At 55.3% G+C, this 26,395-nt stretch carries 20 protein-coding genes and 1 pseudogene; 4 read left to right on the top strand and 17 right to left on the bottom strand.

The genetic code is table 11. The annotated features are described in order from the left end of the window. Positions 1-18: 18 nt before the first annotated feature. The 9 genes from IDH41_RS25615 to IDH41_RS25575 form a co-directional block, all read right to left on the bottom strand. Positions 19-2,403 (bottom strand): glycoside hydrolase family 95 protein, encoded by a 2,385-nt coding sequence (locus IDH41_RS25615; RefSeq protein WP_223830064.1) that lies wholly within the window; start codon positions 2,401-2,403, stop codon positions 19-21. Then, positions 2,390-4,525 (bottom strand): glycoside hydrolase family 31 protein, encoded by a 2,136-nt coding sequence (locus IDH41_RS25610; protein ID WP_190866238.1) that lies wholly within the window; start codon positions 4,523-4,525, stop codon positions 2,390-2,392. The genes IDH41_RS25615 and IDH41_RS25610 overlap by 14 nt, the downstream gene beginning before the upstream one ends. 103 nt (positions 4,526-4,628) lie before the next feature. Next, on the bottom strand, positions 4,629-5,675 hold the full coding sequence (locus IDH41_RS25605; protein WP_223830063.1) for a glycoside hydrolase family protein: 1,047 nt from the start codon (positions 5,673-5,675) through the stop codon (positions 4,629-4,631). 6 nt (positions 5,676-5,681) lie between these two features. Then, entirely contained in the window at positions 5,682-6,920 is a 1,239-nt protein-coding gene (locus IDH41_RS25600; protein WP_190866236.1) for a glucuronate isomerase, read from the bottom strand. 127 nt (positions 6,921-7,047) lie between these two features. Beyond that, complete coding sequence (locus IDH41_RS25595; protein ID WP_190866234.1) at positions 7,048-8,871, bottom strand: cache domain-containing sensor histidine kinase; 1,824 nt, start codon at positions 8,869-8,871, stop codon at positions 7,048-7,050. Then, complete coding sequence (locus IDH41_RS25590) at positions 8,868-9,887, bottom strand: response regulator transcription factor (RefSeq protein ID WP_190866232.1); 1,020 nt, start codon at positions 9,885-9,887, stop codon at positions 8,868-8,870. Before IDH41_RS25590 ends, IDH41_RS25595 begins: the two co-directional genes overlap by 4 nt. A 162-nt stretch (positions 9,888-10,049) precedes the next feature. Continuing rightward, on the bottom strand, positions 10,050-11,654 hold the full coding sequence (locus IDH41_RS25585) for an extracellular solute-binding protein (protein ID WP_397328580.1): 1,605 nt from the start codon (positions 11,652-11,654) through the stop codon (positions 10,050-10,052). Between the two features lie 134 nt (positions 11,655-11,788). Further along, a complete protein-coding gene (locus IDH41_RS25580) occupies positions 11,789-12,658 on the bottom strand; it encodes a carbohydrate ABC transporter permease (RefSeq protein WP_190866228.1) in 870 nt (289 codons plus the stop codon). A gap of 30 nt (positions 12,659-12,688) precedes the next feature. Beyond that, the gene (locus tag IDH41_RS25575) at positions 12,689-13,615 is read right to left on the bottom strand and encodes an ABC transporter permease (RefSeq protein WP_223830070.1); all 927 of its coding nucleotides are present in this window, start codon (positions 13,613-13,615) and stop codon (positions 12,689-12,691) included. A 341-nt stretch (positions 13,616-13,956) separates the two neighbouring features. Between IDH41_RS25575 and IDH41_RS25570 the strand changes: the two genes are divergently transcribed. From IDH41_RS25570 to IDH41_RS25560, 3 genes are all read left to right on the top strand, one after another. Beyond that, positions 13,957-14,760 carry a nucleotidyltransferase gene (locus IDH41_RS25570; RefSeq protein ID WP_190866224.1) on the top strand — a complete coding sequence of 268 codons (804 nt, stop codon included), beginning with the start codon at positions 13,957-13,959 and terminating at the stop codon, positions 14,758-14,760. 297 nt (positions 14,761-15,057) lie between these two features. Then, positions 15,058-15,675: a TetR/AcrR family transcriptional regulator gene (locus IDH41_RS25565; protein WP_190866222.1), complete on the top strand. Its 618-nt coding sequence runs from the start codon at positions 15,058-15,060 to the stop codon at positions 15,673-15,675. A gap of 5 nt (positions 15,676-15,680) precedes the next feature. Further along, entirely contained in the window at positions 15,681-16,205 is a 525-nt protein-coding gene (locus tag IDH41_RS25560; RefSeq protein WP_190866220.1) for a hypothetical protein, read from the top strand. Positions 16,206-16,446: 241 nt separating this feature from the next. Here the strand turns inward: IDH41_RS25560 and IDH41_RS25555 are convergent, their stop codons facing one another. Together IDH41_RS25555 and IDH41_RS25550 are read right to left on the bottom strand one after the other, a co-directional pair. Continuing rightward, positions 16,447-16,848 carry a hypothetical protein gene (locus IDH41_RS25555; protein WP_190866218.1) on the bottom strand — a complete coding sequence of 134 codons (402 nt, stop codon included), beginning with the start codon at positions 16,846-16,848 and terminating at the stop codon, positions 16,447-16,449. Positions 16,849-17,015: 167 nt separating this feature from the next. After that, a complete protein-coding gene (locus IDH41_RS25550; RefSeq protein WP_190866216.1) occupies positions 17,016-18,494 on the bottom strand; it encodes an Lsa family ABC-F type ribosomal protection protein in 1,479 nt (492 codons plus the stop codon). Between the two features lie 394 nt (positions 18,495-18,888). Between IDH41_RS25550 and IDH41_RS25545 the strand changes: the two genes are divergently transcribed. Continuing rightward, entirely contained in the window at positions 18,889-19,071 is a 183-nt protein-coding gene (locus IDH41_RS25545; RefSeq protein WP_190866214.1) for a hypothetical protein, read from the top strand. Positions 19,072-19,165: 94 nt separating this feature from the next. Here the strand turns inward: IDH41_RS25545 and IDH41_RS25540 are convergent, their stop codons facing one another. From IDH41_RS25540 to IDH41_RS25515, 6 genes and pseudogenes are all read right to left on the bottom strand, one after another. Beyond that, a complete protein-coding gene (locus IDH41_RS25540) occupies positions 19,166-20,002 on the bottom strand; it encodes a carbohydrate ABC transporter permease (RefSeq protein WP_190866212.1) in 837 nt (278 codons plus the stop codon). Positions 20,003-20,014: 12 nt separating this feature from the next. After that, complete coding sequence (locus IDH41_RS25535) at positions 20,015-20,920, bottom strand: carbohydrate ABC transporter permease (RefSeq protein WP_317890816.1); 906 nt, start codon at positions 20,918-20,920, stop codon at positions 20,015-20,017. Positions 20,921-21,004: 84 nt separating this feature from the next. Continuing rightward, positions 21,005-22,390, bottom strand: coding sequence for an ABC transporter substrate-binding protein (locus IDH41_RS25530; protein WP_190866208.1), 1,386 nt, complete (start codon positions 22,388-22,390; stop codon positions 21,005-21,007). 140 nt (positions 22,391-22,530) lie between these two features. Further along, on the bottom strand, positions 22,531-24,315 hold the full coding sequence (locus IDH41_RS25525) for a cache domain-containing sensor histidine kinase (RefSeq protein ID WP_190866206.1): 1,785 nt from the start codon (positions 24,313-24,315) through the stop codon (positions 22,531-22,533). A 41-nt stretch (positions 24,316-24,356) separates the two neighbouring features. Continuing rightward, complete coding sequence (locus tag IDH41_RS25520) at positions 24,357-25,988, bottom strand: response regulator transcription factor (RefSeq protein ID WP_190866204.1); 1,632 nt, start codon at positions 25,986-25,988, stop codon at positions 24,357-24,359. A gap of 215 nt (positions 25,989-26,203) precedes the next feature. Then, positions 26,204-26,395, bottom strand: a pseudogene (locus IDH41_RS25515) (NADP-dependent phosphogluconate dehydrogenase); the annotation flags it as partial.

Below are 26,395 nucleotides of genomic sequence, written 5' to 3'. Positions count from 1 at the left end.
TGCGTCAATCGTGGCCGGTTACGCAATAGGGTTGACGCGATAGGTCTGGCCGGCTTCCAATTGAAATTCCGCCATTGCCGTTCCGGTGCATTCCGCGATCGTCAGGTCGCCCGCCGTAATGACGAAGGCGCCGACCGACCTACACCGCAGCCGGCAATCGACTCGTTTCTTCGCCGATATGCGGGCTTCCTTCAATCTGCCGTCCCCCCATTCCAAATCGACCGTTAAGGCGCCTCTTGCCCGCAAGCCCGCCGCCTTGCCGCCGCTCCACTCGGGCGGCAGCGCCGGCAGCAGCACAAGTTCGCCGCCGTGCGATTGCAGAAGCATCTCCGAAATGCCGGCTGCCCCTCCGAAATTGCCGTCGATTTGAAACGGGGGATGCGCGTCGAACAGATTCGGGTAGGTGGAATGCGTCAGCAGCCGGCGGAGATGCCCGTAAGCTTCGCCGCCTTCCTCCAGCCGGGCCCAGAAGTTCACGATCCAGGCCCGGCTCCAGCCGGTATGGCCGCCGCCGCCGGCCAGTCTGCGCCCGATCGTTCTTCTCGCCGCCTCCACCAGCTCCGGCGTTCGCCGCGCATGAATCTGCTCGCCCGGATGAAGGGCGAACAGCTGCGAAATATGCCGATGCCCGGGGTCCGCTTCCTCCCAATCCTCCAGCCATTCCTTGATTTGTCCGTGCTTGCCGATCTCCGGCTCAGGCAGCTTGCGTAGCGCCGCTTCCAGCTCCCGGCGCAAAGCCGCGTCATCCGCCCCGTCGCCGCCGGGCACCGCAACGATGCGCGCGGCTTCGATGCAAGCGCTCCACAGCGCATGCACGATTTGGCTGTCCATGGACGGACCCATGCATAGCGTGCCGGTCTCTCCGTTCGGCAATATAAATCGGTTCTCCGGCGAGAGCGACGGCCCCGTCACAAGCCTCCCGCCGCCGTCCGAATCCATGTAATCCAGGAAGAACAACGAAGCTTCCTTCAGCAGCGGATAAGCGCGCTCCCGCAAGAACGAATCGTCAAGCCCAAAACGATAATGATCCCATAAATGCAGGCACAGCCATGCCGCGCCCATCGGCCAGATCGAGCAGGTGAGCAGCACGCCCTCGACATGCGTATTGCCCCAAAGATTCGTATTATGGTGGGCGACGAAGCCTCGGCAGCCGTATACGGACCTGGCGGTGCGTCTGCCCGGCTCCAGCATGCGATCGACGAGATCGAACAGCGGTTCATGGCATTCCGGCAATCCGCCTGCTTCGGCCGGCCAATAATTCATTTGCGTATTGATATTGATCGTATATTTCGATTCCCATGGCGGGGTGAAGCTGGCGTTCCATATCCCCTGCAAATTGGCGGCAAGCGTACCCGGCCTGGAGCAGGACAGCAGCAAATACCGTCCGAATTGATAAAATAGCGCGAACAGTCCGGGATCCTGTCCGCCTTCTCCGAGCTTGCGCAATCGTTCATCGGTCGGCAGCTCCTCGGCGTTCGATTGAGCCCGTTCGTCATCGCCGCCGCGCAGCTCGAGCTCTACCCGGTCGTAATAGGCGGAATAGTCGCGCACATGCCTTTCCTTCAGCTCAGCATAGCGATAACGGCCGGCGGCTTGCAGCTGCTCCAGGCAGCTTTTCTCCGGATCGTCATGCCGGAAGGAGGTGCCGGAGGCCAGCAGCAGCGTAACCGCGTCCGCCTCTTCGACGGAGAGGAAATCTCCGATAACCTTTACGCGCGCGCGTTCCCCCTCGGCCATCGCCCGAACCGCGGCCGCGTACCGGACGCCGTCCGGACCGCATTGCCCCTGCATCGTAACCGTATCCGAATGCGCGCCGTCGCCGGCCGATCCTTCGTCGAACGGACGCCGCATCAGATGGATCGCGGCCGTAATCCCGCCGGGAACGTCCGCTTGCAGTCGTACGGCCATCACGCCGTCGACGGCGCTGCTGAAGTATTCGCGCTCGTATGCCGATTGACCGCATGCATAACGGACTCGCGCGACGGCTTCGCTAATATCGAGCTCGCGCTCGTATCCGCCGAACTCGCCTTCATGCTCCTTCATCCACAGCTGCAATACGCCCAAAGGCTGGTAAGGATGCATGTACTTCGGGGATGATGTCAGCCCCATTCGCGCCAGATGCTCGGCATCCCTTTGCTTTCCCTCCCGCAGCAGCTTGCGGATTTCCGGGACGTAGGCCAGCCCCTCCGCGTTATCGCCTTCAATCGGCCCTCCGTGCCAAAGCGAATCCTCATTGAGCATGATCGTTTCCTTGGCAACGCCGCCGAAAATCATCCCGCCCAGACGTCCGTTGCCGATCGGCAGCGCTTCCTCCCAGGTCGACGCGGGCGCTTTGTACCACAATCTTCGCTTTATCGTTCCTTGCGCGCGAGGGGAGGCCGCCCTATACCTATTCATCGCCATCGTCGTTCAGCCCCAGTTCGGCAAAACGCCACTTCACGCCGCTGTAGGAAGCCGGCAGCCCGCCCGGGCCCGTAAACTCGCCTTCATAACCGCCTTCGGCGGTCTTTCTGACGGCTGCCTTCCACCATCCGCATGCGCCGCGTTCGTAATCCAGCGTCTCGCCGTCGTCGTCGTACACCCATCCCTCGCCTTCCTTGGTTCCGAAATGAACAAGCTCGAGCGGAGCCTGTTCGCCCGGCCTTAGCGCATGCGGCAATGCCGCGGTCATCGGGATGACCGCTCCGTCCCGAACGAATACCGGTATCGTATCGATTCCCGCGCGTACCCGGATCACGCCGCCGCCTTCGTAACGCTCGCCGCTTTCCAATCCGATCCAGGAGCCGGCCGGCAGCAATACCTCCCTCTCCACTTCCCCTTCGACCAAAGGAGCTACCAGCATCGCATCTCCGATCATATATTGATCGTCCCATTGCGGCTCCGATCGCTTCCCGTACGCGCCGTCCGTCGTGTTCAGCGCCGGCAGCGACAGTCGGCGCTTCTCGGCGGAAGCGAATTCGTCCGGCGATATTGCAAAAGGCATCGCGCGGAATGGAGGGATCCCCTCTTCCCGGTAGCGGGCGAAAGCGGTATACAAATAGGGCTGTAGCCGCATTCTCAGCTTGATGTAATGGCGAATGATAGGAGCCGCCTCCGGGAACGACCATGGCTTCGTGCCGTCCCCCCAGGCGTTAAGCATGGCCAGCGGAGAGAAGCAGACCGTCTGCATTCTTCTGACCCAGTCCTCGGCGCTCCGCGCGCGCCGCACTTCCGGCGACCAGAGCAGCCCGCTGAACGAGCTGTTGCACAGCGCCCTAATGAACTGCTTATGATCGTACAAATCGGAATACAGCACGCAGGGGAGCGAGGACGCCGCCGCGTTCGAGGCCCGCGCGAGGCCGTACGTCCGCCGGTTGCCCGACCGGAAAAGATCCGTCGTCATTTTTTGAAACATAAGCCCGTAAAGCTGCCGCATCCGCTCCCCGTCCAGCCCGGATGGGAAGCTCGCATGCGCCGGGAACATCCAGGCGTTGTTCGTCAGCTCGCTGCCGTCGCATTCGTCCAGCTTATAGCCGGATACGCCGATTCCGATATGCTGCGCCGAATGCTGGCGCTCGTATATTTCCCTGGCTGCGTTCAGCGAATAATCGGGGGCAAGGCCGCCCCAGACCGTATAATCTCCGGATAACGGCTTTAACGAATCGTAAATCGGGCTTTCCGGCGACACGTAAGGATGCTCCCATAGATTGACGCGGAAGCCGTCGTCCGTCATCTCGTCCACGAACCGCTTCGGATCCGGGAACCGTTCCGCGTCCCACTCGTACGTAACCGGATAGCTGCGGCTGTGCCAGCCCGGCTCGAGTCCGATAACGTCGCAAGGAAAGTCGCGTTTTCGATATTCCCGCGCTTCCGCGATCGCTTCCTCCGCGCTGTACATGGCCGGTACGCGGTGCCAGAAGCCAAGTCCCCATTTCGGAGGAAGCGCGCCGCCTCCGCAGAACAAGTTATATCTCCGAACCGCGTCGCCAAGCGCAGGCCCTCCGAACAAATAGATGCCGGCGCCTTCTTCGGGGATCCGGATTTCCGCGCGCTCCGATCGAAGCGTCGCCCGCCAGCCGGAATCGCGGTTCCGGTCCAGCGCATCCTCCTTGCGCGTCTCCGCAAGCCGCATCGTCGAGCCCAAATGCATCGTGACCGCGCGCGCCGTATCGATCAGGACGCCATAGCCGCGGTCGCTGACGTAGAAAGGGACGGGTGCATGCGTCTCTCCCGTGTCCTGCTTTGGATCGCTGTTCACGCGCAAATAACGGGTGCGGCCGCGCTGGTTCATCCGCATGAACTGAAGCCCGGTTCCGTAAAGCTTCTCCTCGTCCTCAAGCGGCAGCGCAAGCATGAGCCGACCGCCTCCTGCTTCCGTTACGGAAACGAGGTCCAGCCCGAAAGGCAGGCGAGCCGGCACCATTTGGGCCAGCGCCTCCGTCCGCGGGGCGGCGCCGATCAAGGACAGGGGCGTCAGTCCGTCCGGAAATCCGATTACCGCCTTCCACACCCCCGGAGCCGTTTCCGTCCATGTCAATTCCGCCATCGCCCGTCCCTCCGATCCGCTGCCGGCAGCCCCTGATCGAACGCCGACTGACTAATCCGCGTTATCGCCAACATAACAAGTTCCCCCTTCTCTGATGCCCGTTTCATACCGGCTTGTCTGCCAGAGGAATAACGATGTTCCATGTCTGTTCGGCATGCCGGAACCCTCCCGGACCGTCGGCCGCCGCCGCGAACAGATGCGTGGGCTTCCCGTCCTGAAACAACAAGAACGGCCTCTCGAGGCTTCCCATCGTCTGCACCGTTCCGTCGTCCCAGCGAACCGTACGCGAATACGCCTTCGTCTCCGGCACCGGCTTCCAGCGCAAGCCGTCCGCGGAAACGGCCAACATCCCCCCGTGCTTTTCGCCGCAAATCGTGCCATCCATATCTTTGGCGATCATCGCGTAACCGTCTCCTGTCGGCCAAATGAACGGATCCTCGATATGGAACCGTTCCGGGGGAAACACCGGCTCCTCCGATACCGGCTCGTACGGTCCGCTCCAATGCGATGCCGCGGCAGCCCCGATCGTCATTCGGCCATGCTCGTTGCCTTCGTAACGGCGCGCCTTATAGAGAAGGAGCACGGAATCGTCCGCCTTCACGCATGGCGCCGGATTCGACGTCAAATAGCTGTCGTAACCTCCCGGCCTTGCTGGCAGCAGCGGAGCGTCGCTTCTGCGCCAAGGACCGAACACGCTGTCCGCAACCGCCAGACCGACCCGCTTGTTCGAGCGGGCAACGATGCAGCGCGGATCTTCAAGCCCGAAGCCGTCGCCGGCAACCGGCTCCCGAAGCGGATGGGTCGTGCCCATGTAATAGAGCAGATAGATGCCTTTATGCTTGACGATATGCGGATTGTGCGTGCTCCGGCCGTCCCAATATTCCGCCCCTCTGGCCGGAAGGACGATCTCTTGAAATCGATACGGTCCTTCCGGCGAGTCGGATACCGCCCGCACGATTTCCGAACCGACGAGCCAGCCCGGATGCATCGGCAAGCTCTTCGGCCATCTGGACGCGAAGAGATGGAAGCGGCCGTCCTCGCCTTGGACGACCGAACCGCACCATACCCAATACCCTTCCATGCGAAAGCCGCCGCTTCTGGGAGCCGGAAGCATTCTTCCCGCCAACTTGCTGAATGTCGCGTCTGGCATTGCCGATCACCCTCTTCTTTCCCCATTATCGGCCATACGGCTTATGCGGCTCGCGCCGTATCGTCTGGCCGCGCTTTCGTAGAGCCATTCCTCGGCGGTATGCATCGCCGTCTCCAGGTCGATCCATCCCGATTCCAACCGCTCCCATAGAAACTCGGCGAGCAGCTTCTTGACGAGCCATATTTTCCCGAAGCTCCATTCCATGCAGCGAGCGTCGGATACGACAATGGAGCTGCTGCCGGCAGGCAGCGCCTCGAGGCGATACTGCATGCTGTCCCGATAGGTGCTTGCGCGGAAGTTGAACCACCACATGCCGCCGACATGAACGTTCGGGAAGTTCCAGGCCGCCTGAACGGCATCGAGATTGTTCAGCTCCGAAGCGAGAACGAGCTCGAAGCGGCAGCGGTACGTTTCGAATAAGGCGGAAAGCTTCAATAATCTGGCGGTGTCGTTCGCCGGTAACGCGGTCCCGCACCACGACCGTTCCACGCCGAGGAATAGCTGAACGAGCAGCCCGTGCCGCTCCGCGGCGGAGCATATGCCGTGCAGCAGCTCCTTCATAATATCGTCGCGGCTGCTGTTCTGCCCGATTTCGCTTCGTATGCCCGCTAACGATTCATACCTGGGCAGCGTCGTCATGATGCCGGGCAAGCCGGCATCGGCGAAGCCTCGCAGCATCGCCTCGATTTCGTCCAGCGTTTGCGACAATTCGCGCGCGGGATCGGCCGATTGGGCGACCCGATCGATCCAGGGGCCCAGCTTGCCGTCGATCCGCGGGATAAGGACGGCATCGTCCCGCATGCCCCGAAAGGCGGCATGCGCCGGATGATTGACGGCGAAGCGGCGGATTTGGAGCCGGTCGGCCGTCCGCTGCGCCCAGTCTTCATCGGCGCCGGATCGCTTGACCGCGGCGACCGCTTCACGGACCGATGCGGCATCGCGGATTTCAATGCCGTACAGCTCGCGCAGGATGGCGGTAAATCCGATATTCATCAGCGTGCTTCGCGTGGCGCGATAAGCGTCCAGAAACGCGGAAATCCGCTCCTCTTCCGGAAGCTTGTCGGCATCTGCCGGGTAGCCTGCGGCCTGCAGCTCCCGGAACAGCCAGAAGTAATGCGCGATTTCCCAGAAATCGCTCGCGGCCAACCGATCGCCGACCAGGTGGGTATGCGTATCGAATACGGGCATCGCCATGACGCGGGAAGCGAACTCGGCTTTCGTCATACGGTTTTCAATCAGGCTCATCGACTACATCTCCTTATCCTTGCCCGTTATCGGCTTCGATGCCTTCATCATACCGCCGAAGTGCGCTTCCTCGCTTGTCGTTTCTTGAGATCGGACTGTGTTTTCCTAAGCTTTCCGCAAGCTCATCCTATTTTCCCGACACCCGGCGTCCTTGCGGCATCAGCATCGTAACTTTCGTGCCCAGATGCTCCTCGCTCGCAATGCGAATCCCGAACCCGTCGCCGAAAACCATTTGGATGCGGCGGTGCACATTGAGCATCCCGATGCCGCTTTTATGCCCGGTTTCATCCTGCCGCTCGTCGTCCGCGAGCCGATTTGCCTCAAGCTTCCGCCGCAGCTCCGCCAGCCGTTCGGCAGGCATGCCGCAGCCGTTGTCCTCGACGCTGACCCAGAAGATGCCGTTCGTTTCGCCGGCGTCGATCCGAATCTGATGGTAATCCTCCACCCCTTCGGGGAACGCGTGCTGGAATACGTTCTCCACGATCGGCTGGAGCGTCAGCCGAACCATCGCATGCAGCAAATCGTCCGGCCTTACGGCCACCTCGATCTCGAATGCCCGGCTAATCCGGTGCTGCATCACTTTCATATAGTACATGACATGCTTCAATTCATTCGCCAGCGTAATTTTCTCCAGATTCGTCTGTACGGAATACCTCAGCATGTAGGCGAGCGACTGGACGATCTCGGAGATTTCATCGGAATCCTGCACGGCGGCATAACAGACGATCGTCTCGAGCGTATTGTACATAAAATGCGGGTTAATTTGCAGTTGAAGCGACTGGAATTCGGCGCGCTGGCGTTCGAGTCGGATTTCCTGATTGCTCAGCTCCACCTGGACCACCTTGTCCACCGCATCGGACAACCGTTTGACCATATGATTATAACGCAGCATCAGCTCGGCCATCTCGTCCCGGTGCTTCGGCAGCGGAATCGGCTGCCAATTGCCTCTCTCCGTCAGGCGCATCGCCGATTTGAGCGTCTGGATCGGCCTATTGATCGACCTGCTGAAACGGTAAGCGAGCAAGATGGCAATAAGCAGCGTAAAAAGCCCGACGGTCAGCGTCGCGTTGCGGATGTTCGTAACCGGCTTCCGGACTTCGTCAACCGGCATCGATACGATCAGCTTCCAGCGCGAATAATCCGACGTGCTTGCCATATACATCCGATTCTCGCCGTCGCCGTCGTCGAAGAAAGCGCCGTTTCCGGCTTTCTCCAGCTTGTCCCTTACCGGTGCCGAAAGCTCGGATCCTACCTTGGCCTCGTCCGGATGATAGACGATATTCCCGTTTGCATCGGCTATGAACAGGTAGCCGAATTTGCCCAAATCGACGCCTTTCCACAAGGCGGACAAATCGGCCGAGCGAAGCTCGATCGCGAGCAGGCCGCTTAATTCGGAGGAACTGTATCCCCTGATGCGGCGGACCAGCGTGACCATTTGATTTTGCTCGCCCGGAATAATGCTGTTTTTCAAAATGCTCAAATGGCCTTGAGGACTCGTATTGCTCATCAAAAAGTCCCGATGCTTACGGATGTCCTCTTTGGTGAAAGACTGCTCGTCCGTTTCATTGTAATAGTAGACCGCGTTCCCTTCATCGCTGATCATATAGATGTCGGCGATCTTCGGGTTGCGGATGAATAGAGGGTCGGCTACAACCTCGCGAATCATCTTCCGGTAGTAGTAATAATCGTAGGCTTCCCGGTCGGCCGGAAGATCCATAAACTCCATCACGTAACGCAAGGTCAGCAGCGACACCATGGACCTCTCGTAATCCTTCAAATAAAGATCCGTATGATGCACGGCATTGCGGACGACCTGCTCCATCTGCTTCTCCGCCAATTCGTCCAGCTCCCGCGACGAGGTCGTGTAGGAGATGCCCACGCCGCTCAGCGTCAGACCGATGATGACGAGGAATTGAAACGTCAGCTTCGCGTAAAGGCTGCGGAATTTCATTTGATTCCCAGCGCTGCCCGAAATTCGGACGGCGTCACGCCGACGAGCTTCTTGAACGTTTTCGTAAAATGCGGATAATCGTCGTAGCCGACCTCCGAAGCGATATCGATAATGCGGTAATGCGGCACGGCGAGCAGCTCCTTCGAGCGGTCGATCCGCTTTTGAATCCGGTATTTGACGAACGTCTCGTTCGTCATCTTTTTGAACAGCGAGCTGAAGTACGTCGGCGTAAGGCCGACCATCGAAGCCACTTGCTCCAGCGTGATTTCCTCCGACAGCCTGCCGTCGATATAAGCTTTGGCCTCTTCCATCGGATCCCGGAAATTGCCGCCGCGCATCGAAGCCAATTCGTCGCGAATGCCGCAAAGCTCTTGTTCGAAAGCGTCGACCGCCTCCTTTACGCTTCCGGCTCCCAAATAATAGCGGTTCGGCCGCGGCGCAAAGTTTCGGGCCTGAAACCGCTTCAGCAGCATTTCGCCGCAATCGTGAAGCAGCTCCTTCAATTGCGCCAGCGATAGATTGGCCGAGAGACAGTATTCGCGCCAATCGCCGCTCATTGTCGCCAGCTCGTCGGTTTGAAGCGACCAAATATGCTGCTCCATCCGATCGATCCACTCCACGAATCGGGAAGGCGCCATATAGCCGGCCGGCTTCTTGCTTGCCAAGCGGGCGAGTACTTCATGCACATCCAGCTTTGTAACCGGTTTCAACAAATAATGCTTTACGCCGTAATCGACGCACTTCTGCGCATAGCCGAAATCGCTATAGCCCGAAATGACGACCGTCTTAATATGCGGATATTCCTCTTGCAAAATCCGGCAAAGCTCCAGACCGTCCATCCTCGGCATTCGGATGTCGGTAAGCACGATGTCGGGCTCCATGGCCCGGATCCGCTCAAGCGCGGCTTGCCCGTTCTCGGCTAATGTCACCTTATCGAAAGCCGGCACATACTGCTCCGCCATTCTGGATATGCCTTTGCGAATGACCGGCTCGTCGTCGACCACTAATAGATGCATGGACCGTCCTCCCGACTTTCGTATTGTGTTTCGCTGACCGCTTATCCTCCATCTTACCGCGCGAGAGCGGTTTCATCAATGGACTTGCCGTACGAATGGATAATAAAGCGGCCGTTCCGCAAAGGCGGCAACCCTTGCGAAACAGCCTCTTGACGGATCCGTTCAATTCTCGTGTTCGATCATGACGGCCCCCGACTTGTCGTTCCAGCGCTCCGTCGCTTCCTTAATGATCTCGTCGCCGCCTTTCGCTTTGTACTCTTCGATGACCTTCGGCCAATCGGAAATCGGCTCTTTGCCGTAAATCATTTTGACCATATGATCGATGATCAGCTTAGGGCCAACATCCGGCTGCGGCGCGGCCAGGTCCGGATATTTGCTGAAGGCGTTCAGCTCCGGATAGAAGCCGATGCCCGGCAAGCCTTCCTGGGACAGAACGTTGTCGAAGGCTTCGAGCGTCGCCTTGCCGTCCTCGTTCAAAGCCAATCTGAGCCGGTTGTACGTCGCATCGTGAACGGCCCACATCGTGCCGCTCCGCCAGCTTTCTTCCTCCTGCTCTTCCTTGGTCGCCGGGAATTTATACGAGATCGCGCCGCCGGCATCGAGCGTGTACGTATCTCCCTCGATACCGACCGAGAAGAACCGTTCCGCTTCCTCGGAAATCATCCAATCGAAAAACTTCACGATTTCGATCGCTCTGTCCTTGTCGACGTTGCTGTTAATATAGAAGGTACGCACGACGGGCGAATACAAGAAGTAGCCGCCCTTGCCTTCCGGGCCCTTCGGGGAAGGAATGATGTCAACCGCCGCTTCCGGGACGGCAGCCTTCACGGTCGTACGGTAGCCCGGCAAGCCCGACGCGTTCTGCGACCACATGCCCGGCTTGCCGGCTTCGATGCTCTTCGTGAAGTCGGTCGAGGAAATGGTGGCGAATTCCTTCGGAATAAGCCCTTCGTCATACATCGTTTTGTACACCTGAAGCGCCTTCTGCATGTTCTCGGCATCGAAAAACTTCGGCACGACCTGGCCGTCGACCAGCTCGAACTGGTCTTTGTACGGAAGGACGTCGTACGCTCCGAGAACGATGTCCGCATATTTGAAGTTTTCGCGCATTTGATAGGGAGTCTCTACGCCGAGCTTCTTGAAGGCGCGCAGCACTTCGAGAAATTCATCGACGGTCGTCGGCGGTTTCAGGCCCGTCTTCTCCAGCAGATCGGTACGAATGTACGTGGCGCGTCGCGAAGGGCTCTTCAGAAACTCCGGAATGCCGTATATTTGGCCTTCGTACGATACCGTCTCCCATGCCGCCTTCGGAACAGCGCTCATCAGGTTCGGCGCATGTTCCTTGAGCAAATCGTCCAGCGGCATAAATACGCCGCTCTCTACCGAGCCCGACATCGATTTGCTTCCCGGCCCGCCGATGCTGCCGACGACGTCCGGAATGTCATTGCTCGCGAACATGACGCCGTATTTCGCGTCCTCCATAACTTTGACGTCCAGATCGGTATTCGTCAATGCCTCCAGCTTCAGCACCCATTTATCCTTATTCAAATCCGGAATCCGGGTATGATAGCCCGAGCTTACCGTCGTCGGGAGCAGAAACGAAAATTTCGTCGGCTCCTTCGCGGCTTCCTCCGCTGGCGTTCCTCCGTTGTTTGCCTTCCCGTTTCCTTCGCCGCTATTCTGCTCGTTCGCCGGCTTTTGCTCCTCCGGATTACTGCCCGCGCATCCCGTCATCAAGCCTGCCGCGAGCACCAATGACAATCCCATCCCCCAAACCTTCTTCATCCGACAACCCCGCTTCCCCATTAAGTTGTTTTGTAAGCGTTTACTAGATGTTAATGCTATTATAAGGACGATCATCCATTTGCTGTATGTCGTAATTTAAGCTTGCTTGTATTTTTCTAAGATTTAACCGAACCGACCAGCATGCCCTGGATAAAATGCTTCTGCAGGAACGGGTAGACCAGCATGATCGGGAGCGTCGCGACGACGATCACCGCCATTTTGACCCCCTCCGGCGACACCAGGGTAAGCAGCTCGGACGTCACGTCCGATTGACCGTATTGATCCGTGAACACGATTTCCCGCAAGCGGACCTGAAGCGGAATCCACGTCCGGTCGCTTAAATAAAATACCGCTTCCGAATACCGGTTCCAATGCGCGACCGCATAAATAATGCCCATCGTCGCCAGCGCGGGCTTCGACAGCGGCAGCACGATTTTCCAGAACGTCCGAAACTCTCCGCAGCCGTCGATTTTGGCCGAGTCGATCAATTCATTCGGAATGTTGACGAAAAACGAGCGCATAATGAACAAATTATAGGCGCTTATCGCCATCGGAAGCAATAGCGCCCAAGGCGTATCCAGCAAGCCCAGCTGCTTCACCAGCAAGTAGTTCGGAATGAGCGGCGCGCTGAAGACCAGCGTGAATAATACGAAAACAAGCACGGCTTTCCGGTACAAATACTCCGCCCGCGACAGCGGGTAAGCGAGCATCGATGTCATGAGCAGGTTGATCAGCGTTCCGGCTGCGGTAAAAAATACGCTGTTTCGAAATCCGGCCCATATGGAAGGATCGCTCAAAATGAGCTTATAGCTTGCGAGAGTGAACCCGACGGGCCACAAGCTGACATCGCCCGCGTTGATGGCGACCGCATCGCTGAACGATTGCGCGACGATATGGATCAGCGGCAGCACCATGCTAAGTCCGATAACGCCGAGAAAAACGATATTGCACACGTTAAACCATCTCTGCCCTCTAGTCATGATCATAGCGATTTACACCCCGTTTCTCCATTAGCGCTAGTACAACCCTTCGCCCGTCGCTTTTTTGCTTAATTTATTGCCGATCACGATAAGCGCTAGGCCGACGACCGATTTGAACAAACCGATGGCCGTCGTATAGCTGTACTGACGGTCGACAAGCCCCGCCCGGTATACGTACGTGTCGATAATTTCCCCGTTCTCGCTGTTGAGCGGATTAAGAAATACGAAAACCCTTTCAAAACCGAAATCCAGAAAGTTTCCGATCTGCAGCAGAAATAGAATAACGATCGTCGGCAAAATGCTAGGTATCGTAATCGAGCTTACTTGCCTAAGCCGGCTCGCGCCGTCCATCTGTGCCGCTTCGTACAAATCGGGGTTGATGCCCGCGATCGCGGCCAAATAAATGATCGTCCCCCAGCCGCTGTCCTTCCAGATGCCCGATCCGACCAATATGGACCGGATGTAGCCGTTCTCCCCGAGAAAATAAATCGGATCGACGCCAAGCAGCGACAGGACATGGTTGACGATGCCGGTCGACGGCGAAAGAACGCCGACCACGATCCCCCCGACGATAACCCACGACAGAAAATGCGGCATGTAGACGACCGTCTGCACGATGCGCTTGTAAGCCATAATGCGCAGCTCGTTCAGCAATAGCGCGAGCACGATCGGCACGGGGAACGCGAAGCATAGATCGTAGAGGCCGATCAGTATCGTATTTTTCAAGATCGGAACGAATTCCGCGTATTCGAACATGCGCTTGAAGTGGTCGAGACCTACCCAAGCGCTGCCTCCGATTCCCTTGAAAATATTGTAGTTCTGGAACGCGATGACCGATCCGAACAGCGGGACATAGCGGAAAATAACGAAATAAATAATGCCCGGAAGCGACAACGCGTAAAGCGGCCAATATTTGCGCATAAACTTCCATTTATGGCGCGATGAAGCGAATTGATAGGTCATGCGTATCACTGACATTCCCTCCTCATTCATGACGGTGTTAGCCTATTATAGATTTCGGAGTTGGACGCGGGTATGGCAAAACTTCCGCACGGTTGTCTTTTTTTATGTATGGCGTACGCAAATCGGAATAGAGACCCGCTACTTGAACGAACTTCGAATCCGAAGGGCCAAGGCGGAACGCCGGCAAAAAAAGTGAAGGAAGGATTATTGTAAACGGCCAATCGATCTGTTATTATGCCTACAGGTTCATGAAAGGAGCATGGTTATGTGCTGCGCCTGTTATCCGGTCGTTGAAGAGCGCCCTGAATCCAAGCGATTATTCAGATAAAGGGGTTTTTCGAATGTTATTACAGGAACAATTGATCCAGTCGGTCAAAGAGAAGTGCGAACATGATTCCGATGTGGCTTCATGCATGATGTATGGTTCTTTCACTAAGGGCGAGGGAGATCAATACGCCGACGTCGAGTTTTATCTATTTATTAAGGACAATGAATTTGAAGCCTTTCGCTCAAGACGTTGGATCGCCGAAATCGCTTCTTACGATTTGATGTTTCGAAATGAGTATGGCACCGAGGTTGTCGTTTTTTCTAATTTGATTCGAGGCGAGTTCCATTTTTTGCCTGCATCCGAAATCGATGTAATCAAGACCTTCAAGCCTACCGGCGTATTTCCCGATACGGAATCCATGTTTATTTACGACACGACGGGAATGCTGAAGCCTCGTCTGGATTTTTTAGGCGGCCGCGGACCGGAGCGAATGACGTCCGAGAACGTGAATTTTGCTTTCAATAATTTCGTGAATGCTTGGTTAATGGGCGTTAACGTGTTAAGAAGAGGAGAAATGGCTCGCTCTTTAGATGTACTGACCCAAGTGCAAAAGCATAGTTTGCAATTGCTGCGCGTGAAGGAGCGGAAGGCGGATCGGTGGCTGAATTACACGAAAAATTTAGAAAACGATCTGAATGCGGAAAACTATCGCGATTATTGTTTAATAACCGCCAGGCTGCAAAAGGAGGAATTGGCGCGCGCCTATGCCCATGCATTGGCATTAGCCGAAAGATTAATCGAAAGCTTGGAGACCGACTATGATTTCGAGGTCGATGCGAAACTATTGAATAAACTTCGTCATTATTTGATGAGATAAACAAAGCATATCGATTAAACCAGCGTTATCCTGTCCAATAAAACAGCGACAGACCAGGACTTCTTCCCGTCCATGGCTGTCGCTGTTTTCCGTTTCCGGGATCAGGCTAATGGTTTAAAAAATACGGTGCCGAATCTCGCGTCCTCTCCGCTTTCGTCCACAAAAAGAGACTCGCCAGCAGAATGACGTAAAATCAAAAATGTTCTAATTCCCCATTGACGCTGTAACATCTTTGGCGTATCATAAAAACAAATAAACAAATTGTTTTTATGTGTATAAAGGTGGTGTATTCATCTAGTGCCTCAATTCTCAACCTCAGAAAAAGATCAGCTTCATGATCTGTTAGTCCAGGCAGGAAAGCAGCTGTTCACAACCCAAGGCCTGAAAAAAACGTCTCTGGAGCAATTGACACAGGCAGCGGGAATCGCGAAGAGTACCTTCTATTCCTTCTTCGATTCCAAGGAGACCTTGTATCTGGATCTGTTGGAGCTGGAATCCATTGAAATGGAAGAACGGGTATGGACCGCCGTCGAGCAAGCTTCAGGCACTTATAATGCCATCATCGCTTATTTACGGCAAATGGGACATGAGTTGTCCTCCAATCCGCTCACGAAAAGGCTCATCGCTCATCCCGAGGAGATGGAATTGGTTCGCCGCAGAGTGACCTCCGAATTTATCGGAAGGAAGCTTCAGCGAAACGTTATGCCGCTCATGAAATATGTCAGCGAGCAGCAACAAGCAGGTCAGATGACGGATATGGCTCCTGAGGTTATTGTCGGTGTGCTTCGGGCCGCCATGTTGATTGAAGTGCACCGGCAAGACTTTGACGAAACCTTCTATCCGCAAATTAAAGATGTCATGTATCGCGCTGTCGCCAGCAGTCTAACGTCAATTCTAAGATCAAATGAGGAGTGATAGTCATGGAAATAAATGTTTTGGATTGGGCTTTTGAACGGCATTTAAATCCGTTAAGCTGGTATATTCGCCCTCTCTTCCTCGTTATCTTGGCCTACTTTGCATATAAGCGCAGTTGGAAGGGCGTCGTGATCACCTTTGTGCTCATGATGAGCAGCATGGTCTGGTTTCCAGCCCCGGAAACGATTGATCCGCAGATGCAGGCAGTTTTGGAATTTGAAAAAAAGCTTCTGAGCAATCCCGGTACAGCGATCCTGACACTTGCGTTTATGATGGTATTCGTCTTTTCTATCGGCATGGCGTTCTGGAAGCATTCTTTAAAAATAGGCTTGATTATTATCAATATTACCATGATAGGCAAAGTCGCCATTTCTCTGTTATTTACTGGGGAAAACGGGTGGGCGCCTCTTGGTAACACCTTATTCGGTCTATTACTCGTAAACGGAATCGGAATTCTTTTGATGAAGTGGTTACGTAAAAGAAAGCGTCCTGGAGTTATTACCACCGGATCGGATAAAGAGCTGAGCTAGGACTTGCAGGTAAGGGGAGCCGTTCTTGGGCAGAACTTGATGTTTTTATTCAGTTAGTTGAACGATGGAAGGAGCAGTTTGCCGCGGCAGCTGCTCCTTGTTGTCATTAAGCTAAGTGGCAAGATTGCTGAATATAGGGTCCTTTGGGAGAGAACTTTAGAACGAACAGCTTCATAAAAAAAAGAGCAGCTGCCGTCCCAGCGGCAATCTGCTCCTTGTTGCAAAGGATTTCATGTATAGCCTATTTTTTCGAACGCTTGCGGGAAGAAGTTTTGGCCCGCTTTCTGCGATTCACGCTCGAAACCATGACGTTTTTCTCCGAGTGCGTGTAATGATGCTTGTAGACGGGGCAGCAATGGTGCTTCTTCACCGTTTCGATGTTTTGAACGACGTTGACGAGCTGTGGATGATAGACGTCCTCGAACAGCGTAACCGGCGGATCGAAGACCGTCTGCGTCGGACAATCGGGGCAAAACTCGGCGTCGGACGCGCCGGCCACGTTGCCCATCGGCCCCATGTTGGCCATGCCGGCTACATTCCCCATCGGCCCCATGTTGGCCATGCCGGCTACATTCCCCATGTGTCCCATATTGGCCATGCTGCCGCCTACATTGCCCATGTTATTATAGTAATTGCGTTTCAAGTTCAATTTCCCCTTCCTGTTTTTGAATACATCATATTGTATTCACGGAAAGGCGGAATGACCTGTACACTTGACCCGGAAGGCGATAGCCTTGCTTGTTTCCGCGGTATCGAGAGAGGGAGAAATACCCTGTACCGCCAGTCGTTCTCATCGCTTGCGCGCTTGCGTTACAGCTCGATGATCTTCGTCGCGATATTGTCGCAAAATTCGCTGTCGTGCTCCACGAAGAGAATCGTCGGCTCATGCTCCAGCAGAAGCTCTTCGATTTGCATGCGCGAAATGACGTCGATAAAGTTGAGCGGTTCGTCCCAAACATGCAGATGAACGTTCTCGCACAAGCTTTTGGCGATCAGCACCTTCTTCTTCTGGCCGCCGCTGAAGGACGAAATATCCTTTTCGAATTGGACTCTGGCAAAATCAAGCTTTCTCAATATCGATTTAAACAGGCTCTCGTCGATCCCGTTCGCTCTGGCGTAGTCCGTCAGGTTGCCTTGCAAATGCGAGGTGTCCTGCGAAACGTACGATATTCGAAGCTGGCTGCCGATTCTGAAATTGCCCGTATAGGCCAAGTCTTCGCCGCAAATCAGCTTCAGTATGCTCGATTTGCCGGAGCCGTTGCGGCCGGAGAGCGCGATCCGCTCGCCCCGCTCGATCGTAAAGCTGACGTCGCGGCATGCCTCCTTCTCGCCGTAGAAGATCGATACGCGATCAAGCTCGACCAGCCTGCTCTTATGATAGGCCGTCTGCGAGATCTTCAGGCTGTCGGCCGTTTCGACGTTCTTCAGAAGCTTCCCCCTCTCGTCGGCGGCGGCCAGCTGCCTCTGCTCGATCGATTTCGAGCGTTTCATCATTTTGGCGGCCTTGTGGCCGACATATCCTTTGTCGACTTTGGAACCGGAATTCCTCGTTCCGTTTTTCGACTTCTCCACTTCATCGGACCAGCCGCTCGTTCGTTTGGCCGCTTCCGACAATCGTCTCATGTCCTTTCGCAGCTTCTCGTTCTCGGCCAGCTCGAAGTCGTCCTGCCTCTTCTTGTTCTCCCACCAGGCGGAGAAGTTGCCCTGCTGAATTTCGATAGTGGTCTTATTGATCGCCAGGATGTGATCGACGCAGTTATCGAGAAACGACCGGTCGTGGGATACCAGGATGAACCCGCTTTTGTTCCGCAAATAATCGCTGACTAGCTTTCGAGCGTGCAGATCCAGATGGTTTGTCGGTTCGTCGATTAGCAGAAAGTTGTTTTCCTTCAGGAACAGCGTTGCCAGCAGCACCTTCGTCTGTTCCCCGTTCGACAAGGACACGAACGGCCGGTACAGCGCATCCTCCGAAACCTTGAGCAAGGTTAGCTCCCGCACCAATTGCCAATGCTCGTAATCCGGATAGACTTCTTCGATGATCTCGTACGTTAATTTTTCTTTGTCCGTTACTTGGAACGGAAAATAGTCGAAGCCGACTTTCGCCGATATCGTTCCGCTATATTCGTATTTGCCGAGCAGCAAGTTCAGGAACGTCGTTTTCCCTCTCCCGTTGCGCCCCGTGAAGCCGAGCTTCCAATCCGTATCGATCTGAAAGCTGACGTCCTCGAATATGTTATTGTAGCTGCCGTCGTATGCGAACGTCAGGTTCGTCACATTAATTAATGACATAAAGCATCCCTCCCGCTTGGAAATAAAAAAGAGCCGCAAGAAAGTTACTTTCTTGTAGCTCAAATAAATACGATAACAAACCGAGCTCCGCGGTCAGAGTCCGATTTGGTTATATCCGTTTGAGTGGAAAAGAATAAAGTAACTTTCTTGCTTGCGCAAACAATAAAACGAGCGAACCGATTCGCTTGCTCGTGATGTTTTATCGTTCGATACGGTAAGCAAGAAATCTTACATTATCCCTTTCAACCCCAATCCTTGATTTAGTTCGTATCGTAACATACCCGTATCCGAATTTCAACCCGATGCTTTTCTTTTTTGCGCGTTCATTTGTCTATAACCCTACTAATCTTTCATGCATAAACTATATTATTATCGCCGAAGGAGGTGACACGAGATGACTAAGTTTGCGAACTATCTAGGCGGCGTCATTGGCGGTTTTGGCCTCATTTACGTCCCGGTTTCGAAAGTGCTTCCTAGCCTTGAGCCTCTATTTGACGCGGTAGGCATCCTGACCGTGACCGTATTCTCCGCTGCCTTAATCGTCCATGGCGTGCGCTCCCTGTTGAACAAATATTAATTCGCAATAGTGACAATCGGAAAAGCCTAACGCCTGCCGTTTGACAGGGGTTAGGCTTTTTTCGCTCGTAAACGTTAGGAGCCGTCGCGTAAATTTACTTGATCCCCGAGAACGTAATGCCTTGAATGAACGATTTTTGAACGAGAAAGTACAGCACGATGATCGGAAAAGTGACGAGGACAGAAGCGGCCATCAGCATTTGCCACTCGGCCCCGTGCTGGGTTTTGAACGCCTGAAGCCCCAGCATGATCGTATATTTGCTCTCGTCGGACAAATAGATCAATGGTCCTTGATAGTCCGTCCAGCTGCCCATGAACTGGAACAGCGCGATCGTCAGCAGAGCGGGCTTGCACAGCGGCAGCATAATTCCCCAGTAGATGCGCAGCTCCGACGCCCCGTCGATCCGCGCCGCGTCCTCCAATTCCTTCGGCAGCCCCATGAAGAACTGGCGCAGCAGGAAAATATAGAACGGCGCCCCGAAGAAGGCCGGCAGCCACAGCGGGATGGACGTCCCGACCCAGCCGAAATTTTTGAACAGAATGAAGATCGGGATCATCGTCACCTGGTACGGAACCATCATGACGGCCAGCGTCAGCGCGAAGAGCGGCTTCGCCCCCTTCCACGGAATGCGCGCGATGCCGTACGCCACGAGCGGACAAGCCGCCAGCACCCCGAGCGTCGCCAATAAGGAGATCGTCAGCGTATTGCCTAGATACTGGAAGAATGGCACGTAATTGACCGAATCGGGATAGTTGCTCCACATCAGCATACCCGGAATCCATTTCGGCGGCCACAGGAACAATTCGTTATCCGGCTTGAGCGAGGTGGACAGCATCCATACGAACGGCAGCAGGAAGAACAGACCGGCCCCGATCAGAAAAGCGTGCGCGCACGCATGCTGGATACGCTTTACGGATTGCAGCGATTTCATCGGTTACGCCTCCTAATCTTTCCCTTGATAATAGACCCATCGTTTCTGCGAAATGAAAATCAATGCGGTCAGCAGCACGACGATCAGGAAAAGAATCCAGGCCATGGCGGACGCATAGCCCATTTTCAAATAACCGAACCCGTTCGTATACAAATACATGACGTAGAACATCATCGAGTTGGCAGGCGTTCCTTGACCGTTCGACAACGTGTAAGGAAGCACGAAGTTTTGCAGCGCCCCGATCGTTCCCATGATCAGATTGAAGAAGATGACCGGCGTCAGCAGCGGCAGCGTAATGTGCCGGAGCCGCCGGAGCAGGCTGGCGCCGTCGACTTCCGCCGCATCGTAATAATCCTGGGGAATATCCTGCAGGCCCGCCAAATAAATGACGATGGATTGTCCGACGCCCCACAGGCTCATCAGGATGAGCGAAGGCTTCGACCAATGCTCGCTGCCGAGCCAAGCCGGACCCGGAATGCCGATTTGCTCCAGCCAATGGTTGACAAGCCCGAACTGCGGGTTAAGCAGCCACAGCCAAATGATCGTCGTCGCGATCGGCGGCACGAGGCTCGGCATGAAGAACATCGTCCGGTAGAAGCCTTGGCCCCGGATTTTTACATTCAGGATCAGAGCCAGCCCGATGCCGAACATCAAGCTGATCGGGACGAAAAAGAACGTAAAAAAAAGCGTGTTGTAAATGCTTATCCAAAAAATATCGTCCTTGAACAACGTTTGATAATTCTCGAGCCCGACCCACTGCCCGGGGTCCAGGATGCTGTAGGTGGTAAAGCTGTAATAGATCGACATGATGAGCGGATAGGCATGGAACAACAATAGCCCGAGTATCCAAGGCGCGGTAAAAAGTACGCCGTACAATAGCATTTTCCGTTCGAACTTCGATTTCTTTGCCTGAAGCAAGGCAATCTCCTCCTCCATTGATGGGGTTGGAGAGAGGACGATTCCTCCCCTCTCCCCTCCGCAAGCCGGCTAGAAAAGAGCTTGCTATTGCCCGAGCTTGGCGAGCTCGGCATCCACGTTCTTCTTGACCTCGTCCAGCAGCTGCTGGGCTTCGCCCTTGCCGTTAATGGCCAAATCCTGCACGCGCATCGTTTCGTTCCAGAGGAACGAGCCTACCGGCGTAACCGGTCTCGTGAAGGCGCTCGGCATCATGTCGAGGAAAATTTTCAGGTTCGGATTGTCCGCCAGCTTCAGCTCCTCGTTAACCGAAGGCAGCACCGTAATGTCGTTGCCCGCGGTCGGGCGCTTGCTCCACAGCAGCGTGCCTTCCTTGTGGGCGACGAATTTGACGAACTCCCACGCTTCGTCCGCATGCTTGGCGCCCTTCGGAATGACGTACGACCAGCCGCCGGCCCACGTAATCGACGGGTAGCCTTCGGCCGCCGGCATCGGCGCCACGCCCCATTCGAATTCGGGCTTATATTTGCTGAGATCGTTCAATACCCAGTTGCCGTCGAACACGAAGCCGACTTTCCCCGTCCAGAATGCGTTCATACCCGTCTGGCCGATGGCGGTCGAGAAGCTCGTCAAGTTCTCGATATCGTATTTTTTCGCGTAGCCGGCCATCCAATCCAGCGCCTTGACGTTCTGCGGGTTGTTAGGCGTCAGCTCGCCGTCCTTCTCCCAAGCGCCGCCCCAGTTCCATGCCTGCGTATATAAATAGCCTTGGTTCATCCACGGGATGAGACCGATCTCGTCGTATTTGCCGTTCTTGCCCTTGACGAACATCGCTTCCGCCATTTGATCCAATTCGGCCATCGTTTTCGGTGGGTTATTCGGGTCGAGGCCCGCTTTTTTCATGAGCGTTTTGTTGTAATACATCGCCCGGTTATCGGTGCCCCAAGGAAGGGCGTACACTTTGTCCTTATATACGGCTTCGTCCCAGACGCTTTTGTAATAATCGTCCGGCGACACCCCGCCGCTCTCAACGTACGGCGTCAAGTCGGTCAAGGAGTCTTTGGCGGCCCAAGAGCCGATCAGGAAGCGGTCGAACAAGGCGACGTCCGGCGGATTGCCTCCTGCGATCGCGGTCAGCAGCTTATCCGACGACTGCGTCTGTCCGGACGCTTCCACGAACGTCATCTTCACTTTGATATTCGGAAATTTTTTCTCGAATTCATCGACGACGTACTGTTTGAATTCCTTCTGATAGTCTCCGCCCCACGGGAACCAGAAATCGATCGTCACCTGATCGTTCGGTCCGGACGCGGAGCCGTCCGTTTCATTGGTCCCCTCGCTCCCGGTCGTGGCACCCTTGCTGCTGCAACCCGCCAGGACGAAGACGACCGTTAAGGCGAGGACGAGAAACATCGTCGTCCGTTTCCTGGCCCGTTCCGTTCCCTTCCAAGACAGACTCGCGTTTTTTTTCATGCTTTAGCCTCCCTGTTCATCGAATGAGTAATGCGGCGTTTATCTCGAGCTAGGTAAATTGTATACGTTTACATGAATAGGGCGTAAGGAGATTACTTTTGTTTTTCGTGTGTTTTTTTGGTTCGTTCGCGCAAAGCCGCTTATGCGAAAGGAAATACCAAGGTGACCTTCGTTCCTCCGCCGGGGCCGCTTTCCAGCTCCAAGCCGTACTGCTCGCCGTACGCAAGCTTGATCTGGCTATTGATGTTTTTGAGCGCGAAATGCTCCTCTTCCGTAAAATCGTCGTTCTCCAGCGCTTCCTTGATTTGCCTCAGCCTCTCGGGCGCTATGCCGACGCCGTCGTCCTCGACCTCGAAGGAGAGGAGATCGCCCTTCCTCGCCCACCGGATCGCAAGCCGCCCCTTCCCCTTCTTGTTCTCGATGCCGTGGTAAATCGCGTTTTCGACAAGCGGCTGATAGACGAATTTCAATACTTGCTTGTCCAGCAGCTCGTCATCCACCTCCATGCTCGCTTCGAATTTGTCTTGATAACGAACCTTCTGGACCGAGAGATAGCTCTCGACCAGCAGGGCCGCCTCTCTTACCGTAACCGTATCCCTTCCCTCGCTTAAGCTGATCCTCAAATAATTGGACAGGCCGAAGATCATCGTGCTTATATCGTCAACCTTGTAGATGCGGGAAATCCAATGGATCGAATCGAGCGTGTTGTATATAAAATGGGCATTGATCTGGGAAGCCAGCATCTTCAATTGGTTTTCCTTTTTCAGAAGCCTCTGGACGTACAGCTCGTTGATCAGGCTTTTGATCCTCGTAACCATCAGGTTGAAGCTGTCGAACAAAATGCCGAATTCGTCCTTGCGCCGGCTCGCGATCTGCGTTTCGAAATCGCCTTCCTTCGCCCTTCGCATCGATTGCAGCAGCATCTGGACCGGGCGGTGCATTTGCCGGGCGATAACCAAAGCCAGCACAACGGCCACGATCGTGAAGCATACGGCAACATAGAACGTATACACCCGGATTTCGTCGGAATCCTTTACCAATTCCCGCGCGGGCGCCATGCCGATCAGCTTCCAGCCGGCGATCGCCATTCGTTCATAGACGACGACCGTCTTCTCGCCGTACAGCCTTGCGTTTCGAATCCCGTTAAGCTCGGTGCCGGATAGTCGCAGCGGGAAGACATGCGCGATGCTACCTTCGCCGGCTTCCGCCACGACGTTGTTGTAGCGGTCAACGATAATCGACCTCCCCTGCGCCTGAAAATCCACCTCCGACAAAATTTGCTGGATTTCGCCCGGATCGATCTCCACCAGCAGGACGCCGATCATCTCGCCGTTGCCCCAAATATCCTTGAGCGCCCGCCCGTAACAGAACACGGGCCGTTTCTCGCCGGAAGCGTGCTTGCCCGGCATGAAGGACGGCCTTATGCCGAACCAGACCGGCTTTCCGTCCGCTTCTTTGATTTGTTTATACCACGCTTGCCCGCGCTGGCCTTCCTCGGCCGGGGACATCATCGTGAACGTCGGGCTGCTCGTGAGCGAATAGTGGTAGGAGGCCGTACGTTCCCCGAATACGAAGACGTTGGCCGTATCGTTCTTGATATTCGCGAAGCTGGACAGAAACTTGTTGATTTGTTCGGTGTTCTTCGTTCTTTCGTAATTGTCCCTGAATCCGCCGAGTATCCCGTCCTGCAAATCCTTGTAGGTGAAAATGTAGAAGGACCGGTTCTCGTATTCCTCCAGAATCATCTCGAGCCGCTTGTTCGCCTGCTGGACCGTTTGGAGGGCGACCCTGCCTGCGTTCAGCTGGATAATTTCCTGCGCCTTATGATACGAGAGATACCCCATGATCATGATGGAAACCGTCATGCTGACAAAATAAACGACGAACATTTTGACGCCGACGAACCGCCATTTCGACGTAATCATCCGGTTTCTTGCCTCCTTTCGAATGAGCCTCCGATATCGCTTCAGACGCCAAGATCGCGGTACTGGGCAGGCGTCATTCCTTCGATTTCCTTGAACGTTTTGGAGAAATGACGGAAATCCGCGTACCCGACCTTCTCGGCGATTTCATACACTTTGAGCCTGGACGTCTTGAGCAGCTGCTTCGCCTTGTTCATGCGCAGCCGGATCACGTATTTACTGTATGTCTCCCCCGTCGCCTCATGGAACACTTTGCTGAAATAAGAAGGGTTGAGGTACAGATGCTCGGCCGTGTCGTTCATCGTAATGCCTTCCATATAGTGCAGGTGGGTGAATTGCATGCCGAGCTCGACGATTCTGGCTCGATGGCCGGAGCCTTGCGCTTCGGCGGCGCACTGCTGCAGAACGTCCCGCAGCCGCTGGCCAAGCTCCGCGAACGGAATATCCTTGCCGAGTACGGCATCGTTGTACCGATCGATTCCCGGCGCCGTACGGTACGGATGGGCCGCCTCCCATTTCTTTCCTACGCTATGGAGCAGCTGCCTGAGCCCGCGCGCGATTTGAAGCGGAGAATGCTGATCGCCGGCAGCTTGCAATTGATGCGTCAATTGCTCGATCCATTCGGCGACGGCTCCGGTGTCCCCGAGCTTCATCGCATGGCACAGCTTCGTTTCCCACGAGCCGTCCGGCACGATCGTGACGTTGGCTTCGCCCGTCCCAGCGGGGAGGCTCGCCGCTTCGTACGCTTTGCCGAAGCCTTCGCGGAAAGCGCGATAGCAGGCGCTCAGCGCATCGAGGAATCGCTGCGGCAGCGTCGACAAATTGCCCGTCCCGCTGAAGCCGGCGCTGGCGACGATGCCTAAATACCGCTTCGCCGCACCGATCGCCTCCATCAGCTCGCTTGCGATTCCGGGCTCGCGCTCCTTGCCCGGGCGTTGAGCGGGCGGATCGGCCGAGAAAATAACGACCAGATCCGCATCGGCATGGTGGTCAAGCATGCAGGCGACGGCTCGTCTCTTGTTCATCGTTTCTTCCGCGATGTTGCCCAGGGCGTAGCGAAGCCAGGACCTATCCTGTTCCCCCGCCGATTTTGGTCCCCAATCGTGAATTTTGACCGCTGCCACGATCAATTGATCCGGCTTCAGCGTCAAGCTCAGGTCATGCCATCTCGCTTCCAGCCCACTTGTCGGCTCCTTGGCGTAGCCGCCCAGCAGCATCTCCAGAAAATGCTGCCGGGCGAGCGGCAAGCTTGCGCGGATGCGTCCCGACATCTCCGTCAACTGGCGGCGGCGCGCCTTCTCGCGGTCCAGATCGATTACGCATCTGCGCACGACCTCGAGCAGCGCCGTTTCTTCGATCGGCTTCAGCACGTAGTCGTATGCGCCGTATTTCAACGCCTTTTGCGCATATTCAAAATCGTTGTATCCGCTGATGATGATGACGTACGTCTTATTTGGCCTGTTTTTCACCGCCTCCATCAAATCGAGCCCGTCCATCCTCGGCATCTTAATATCGGTAATGATCAAATCCGGCGATTCGGCCTCGATCCTCGCCAGCGCCTCCTCGCCGTCCTCCGCTTCCCCGATGAGCGTTATTCCTTCCGCCGCCCAATCAATCGTCAAGCATAGACCTTGCCGAACCCATCTTTCGTCGTCCACGACAAGCAGCCTGTACATGCCATCACTCCATTCCAATGTGATTATCGCTTTCAACGATCTATATTTCGCACGCCGATTTGGATATCCTTCCCACCCTATCCGCATGAGGTGTGGGTCGCATTTCGGCATTAATGACAAAAAGAACAAAAAAAGCTGTCTCATCAGGTCATGATTCGACCTAAGAGACAGCTTTATTCCGTAGAACGCCGCTTTAGTTTATACGAAAAGCGAAATTATACCGTAACGTTGTTTTCCATCCAGTTGAAGTGGAACGTGCCTTCCTTGTCGACGCGCTTGAACGTATGGGCGCCGAAATAATCGCGCTGCGCTTGAAGCAGATTGGCCGGCAGACGCTCCGTGCGGTAGCTGTCGAAATAAGCGAGCGCGCTTGCGAACGCAGGCACCGGAACGCCGTTCGTGACGGC

The sequence above is a fragment of the Paenibacillus arenilitoris genome, assembly GCF_014705655.1.
Classification (GTDB): domain Bacteria; phylum Bacillota; class Bacilli; order Paenibacillales; family Paenibacillaceae; genus Pristimantibacillus; species Pristimantibacillus arenilitoris.
This window is presented reverse-complemented; position numbering and strand designations above follow the sequence as displayed.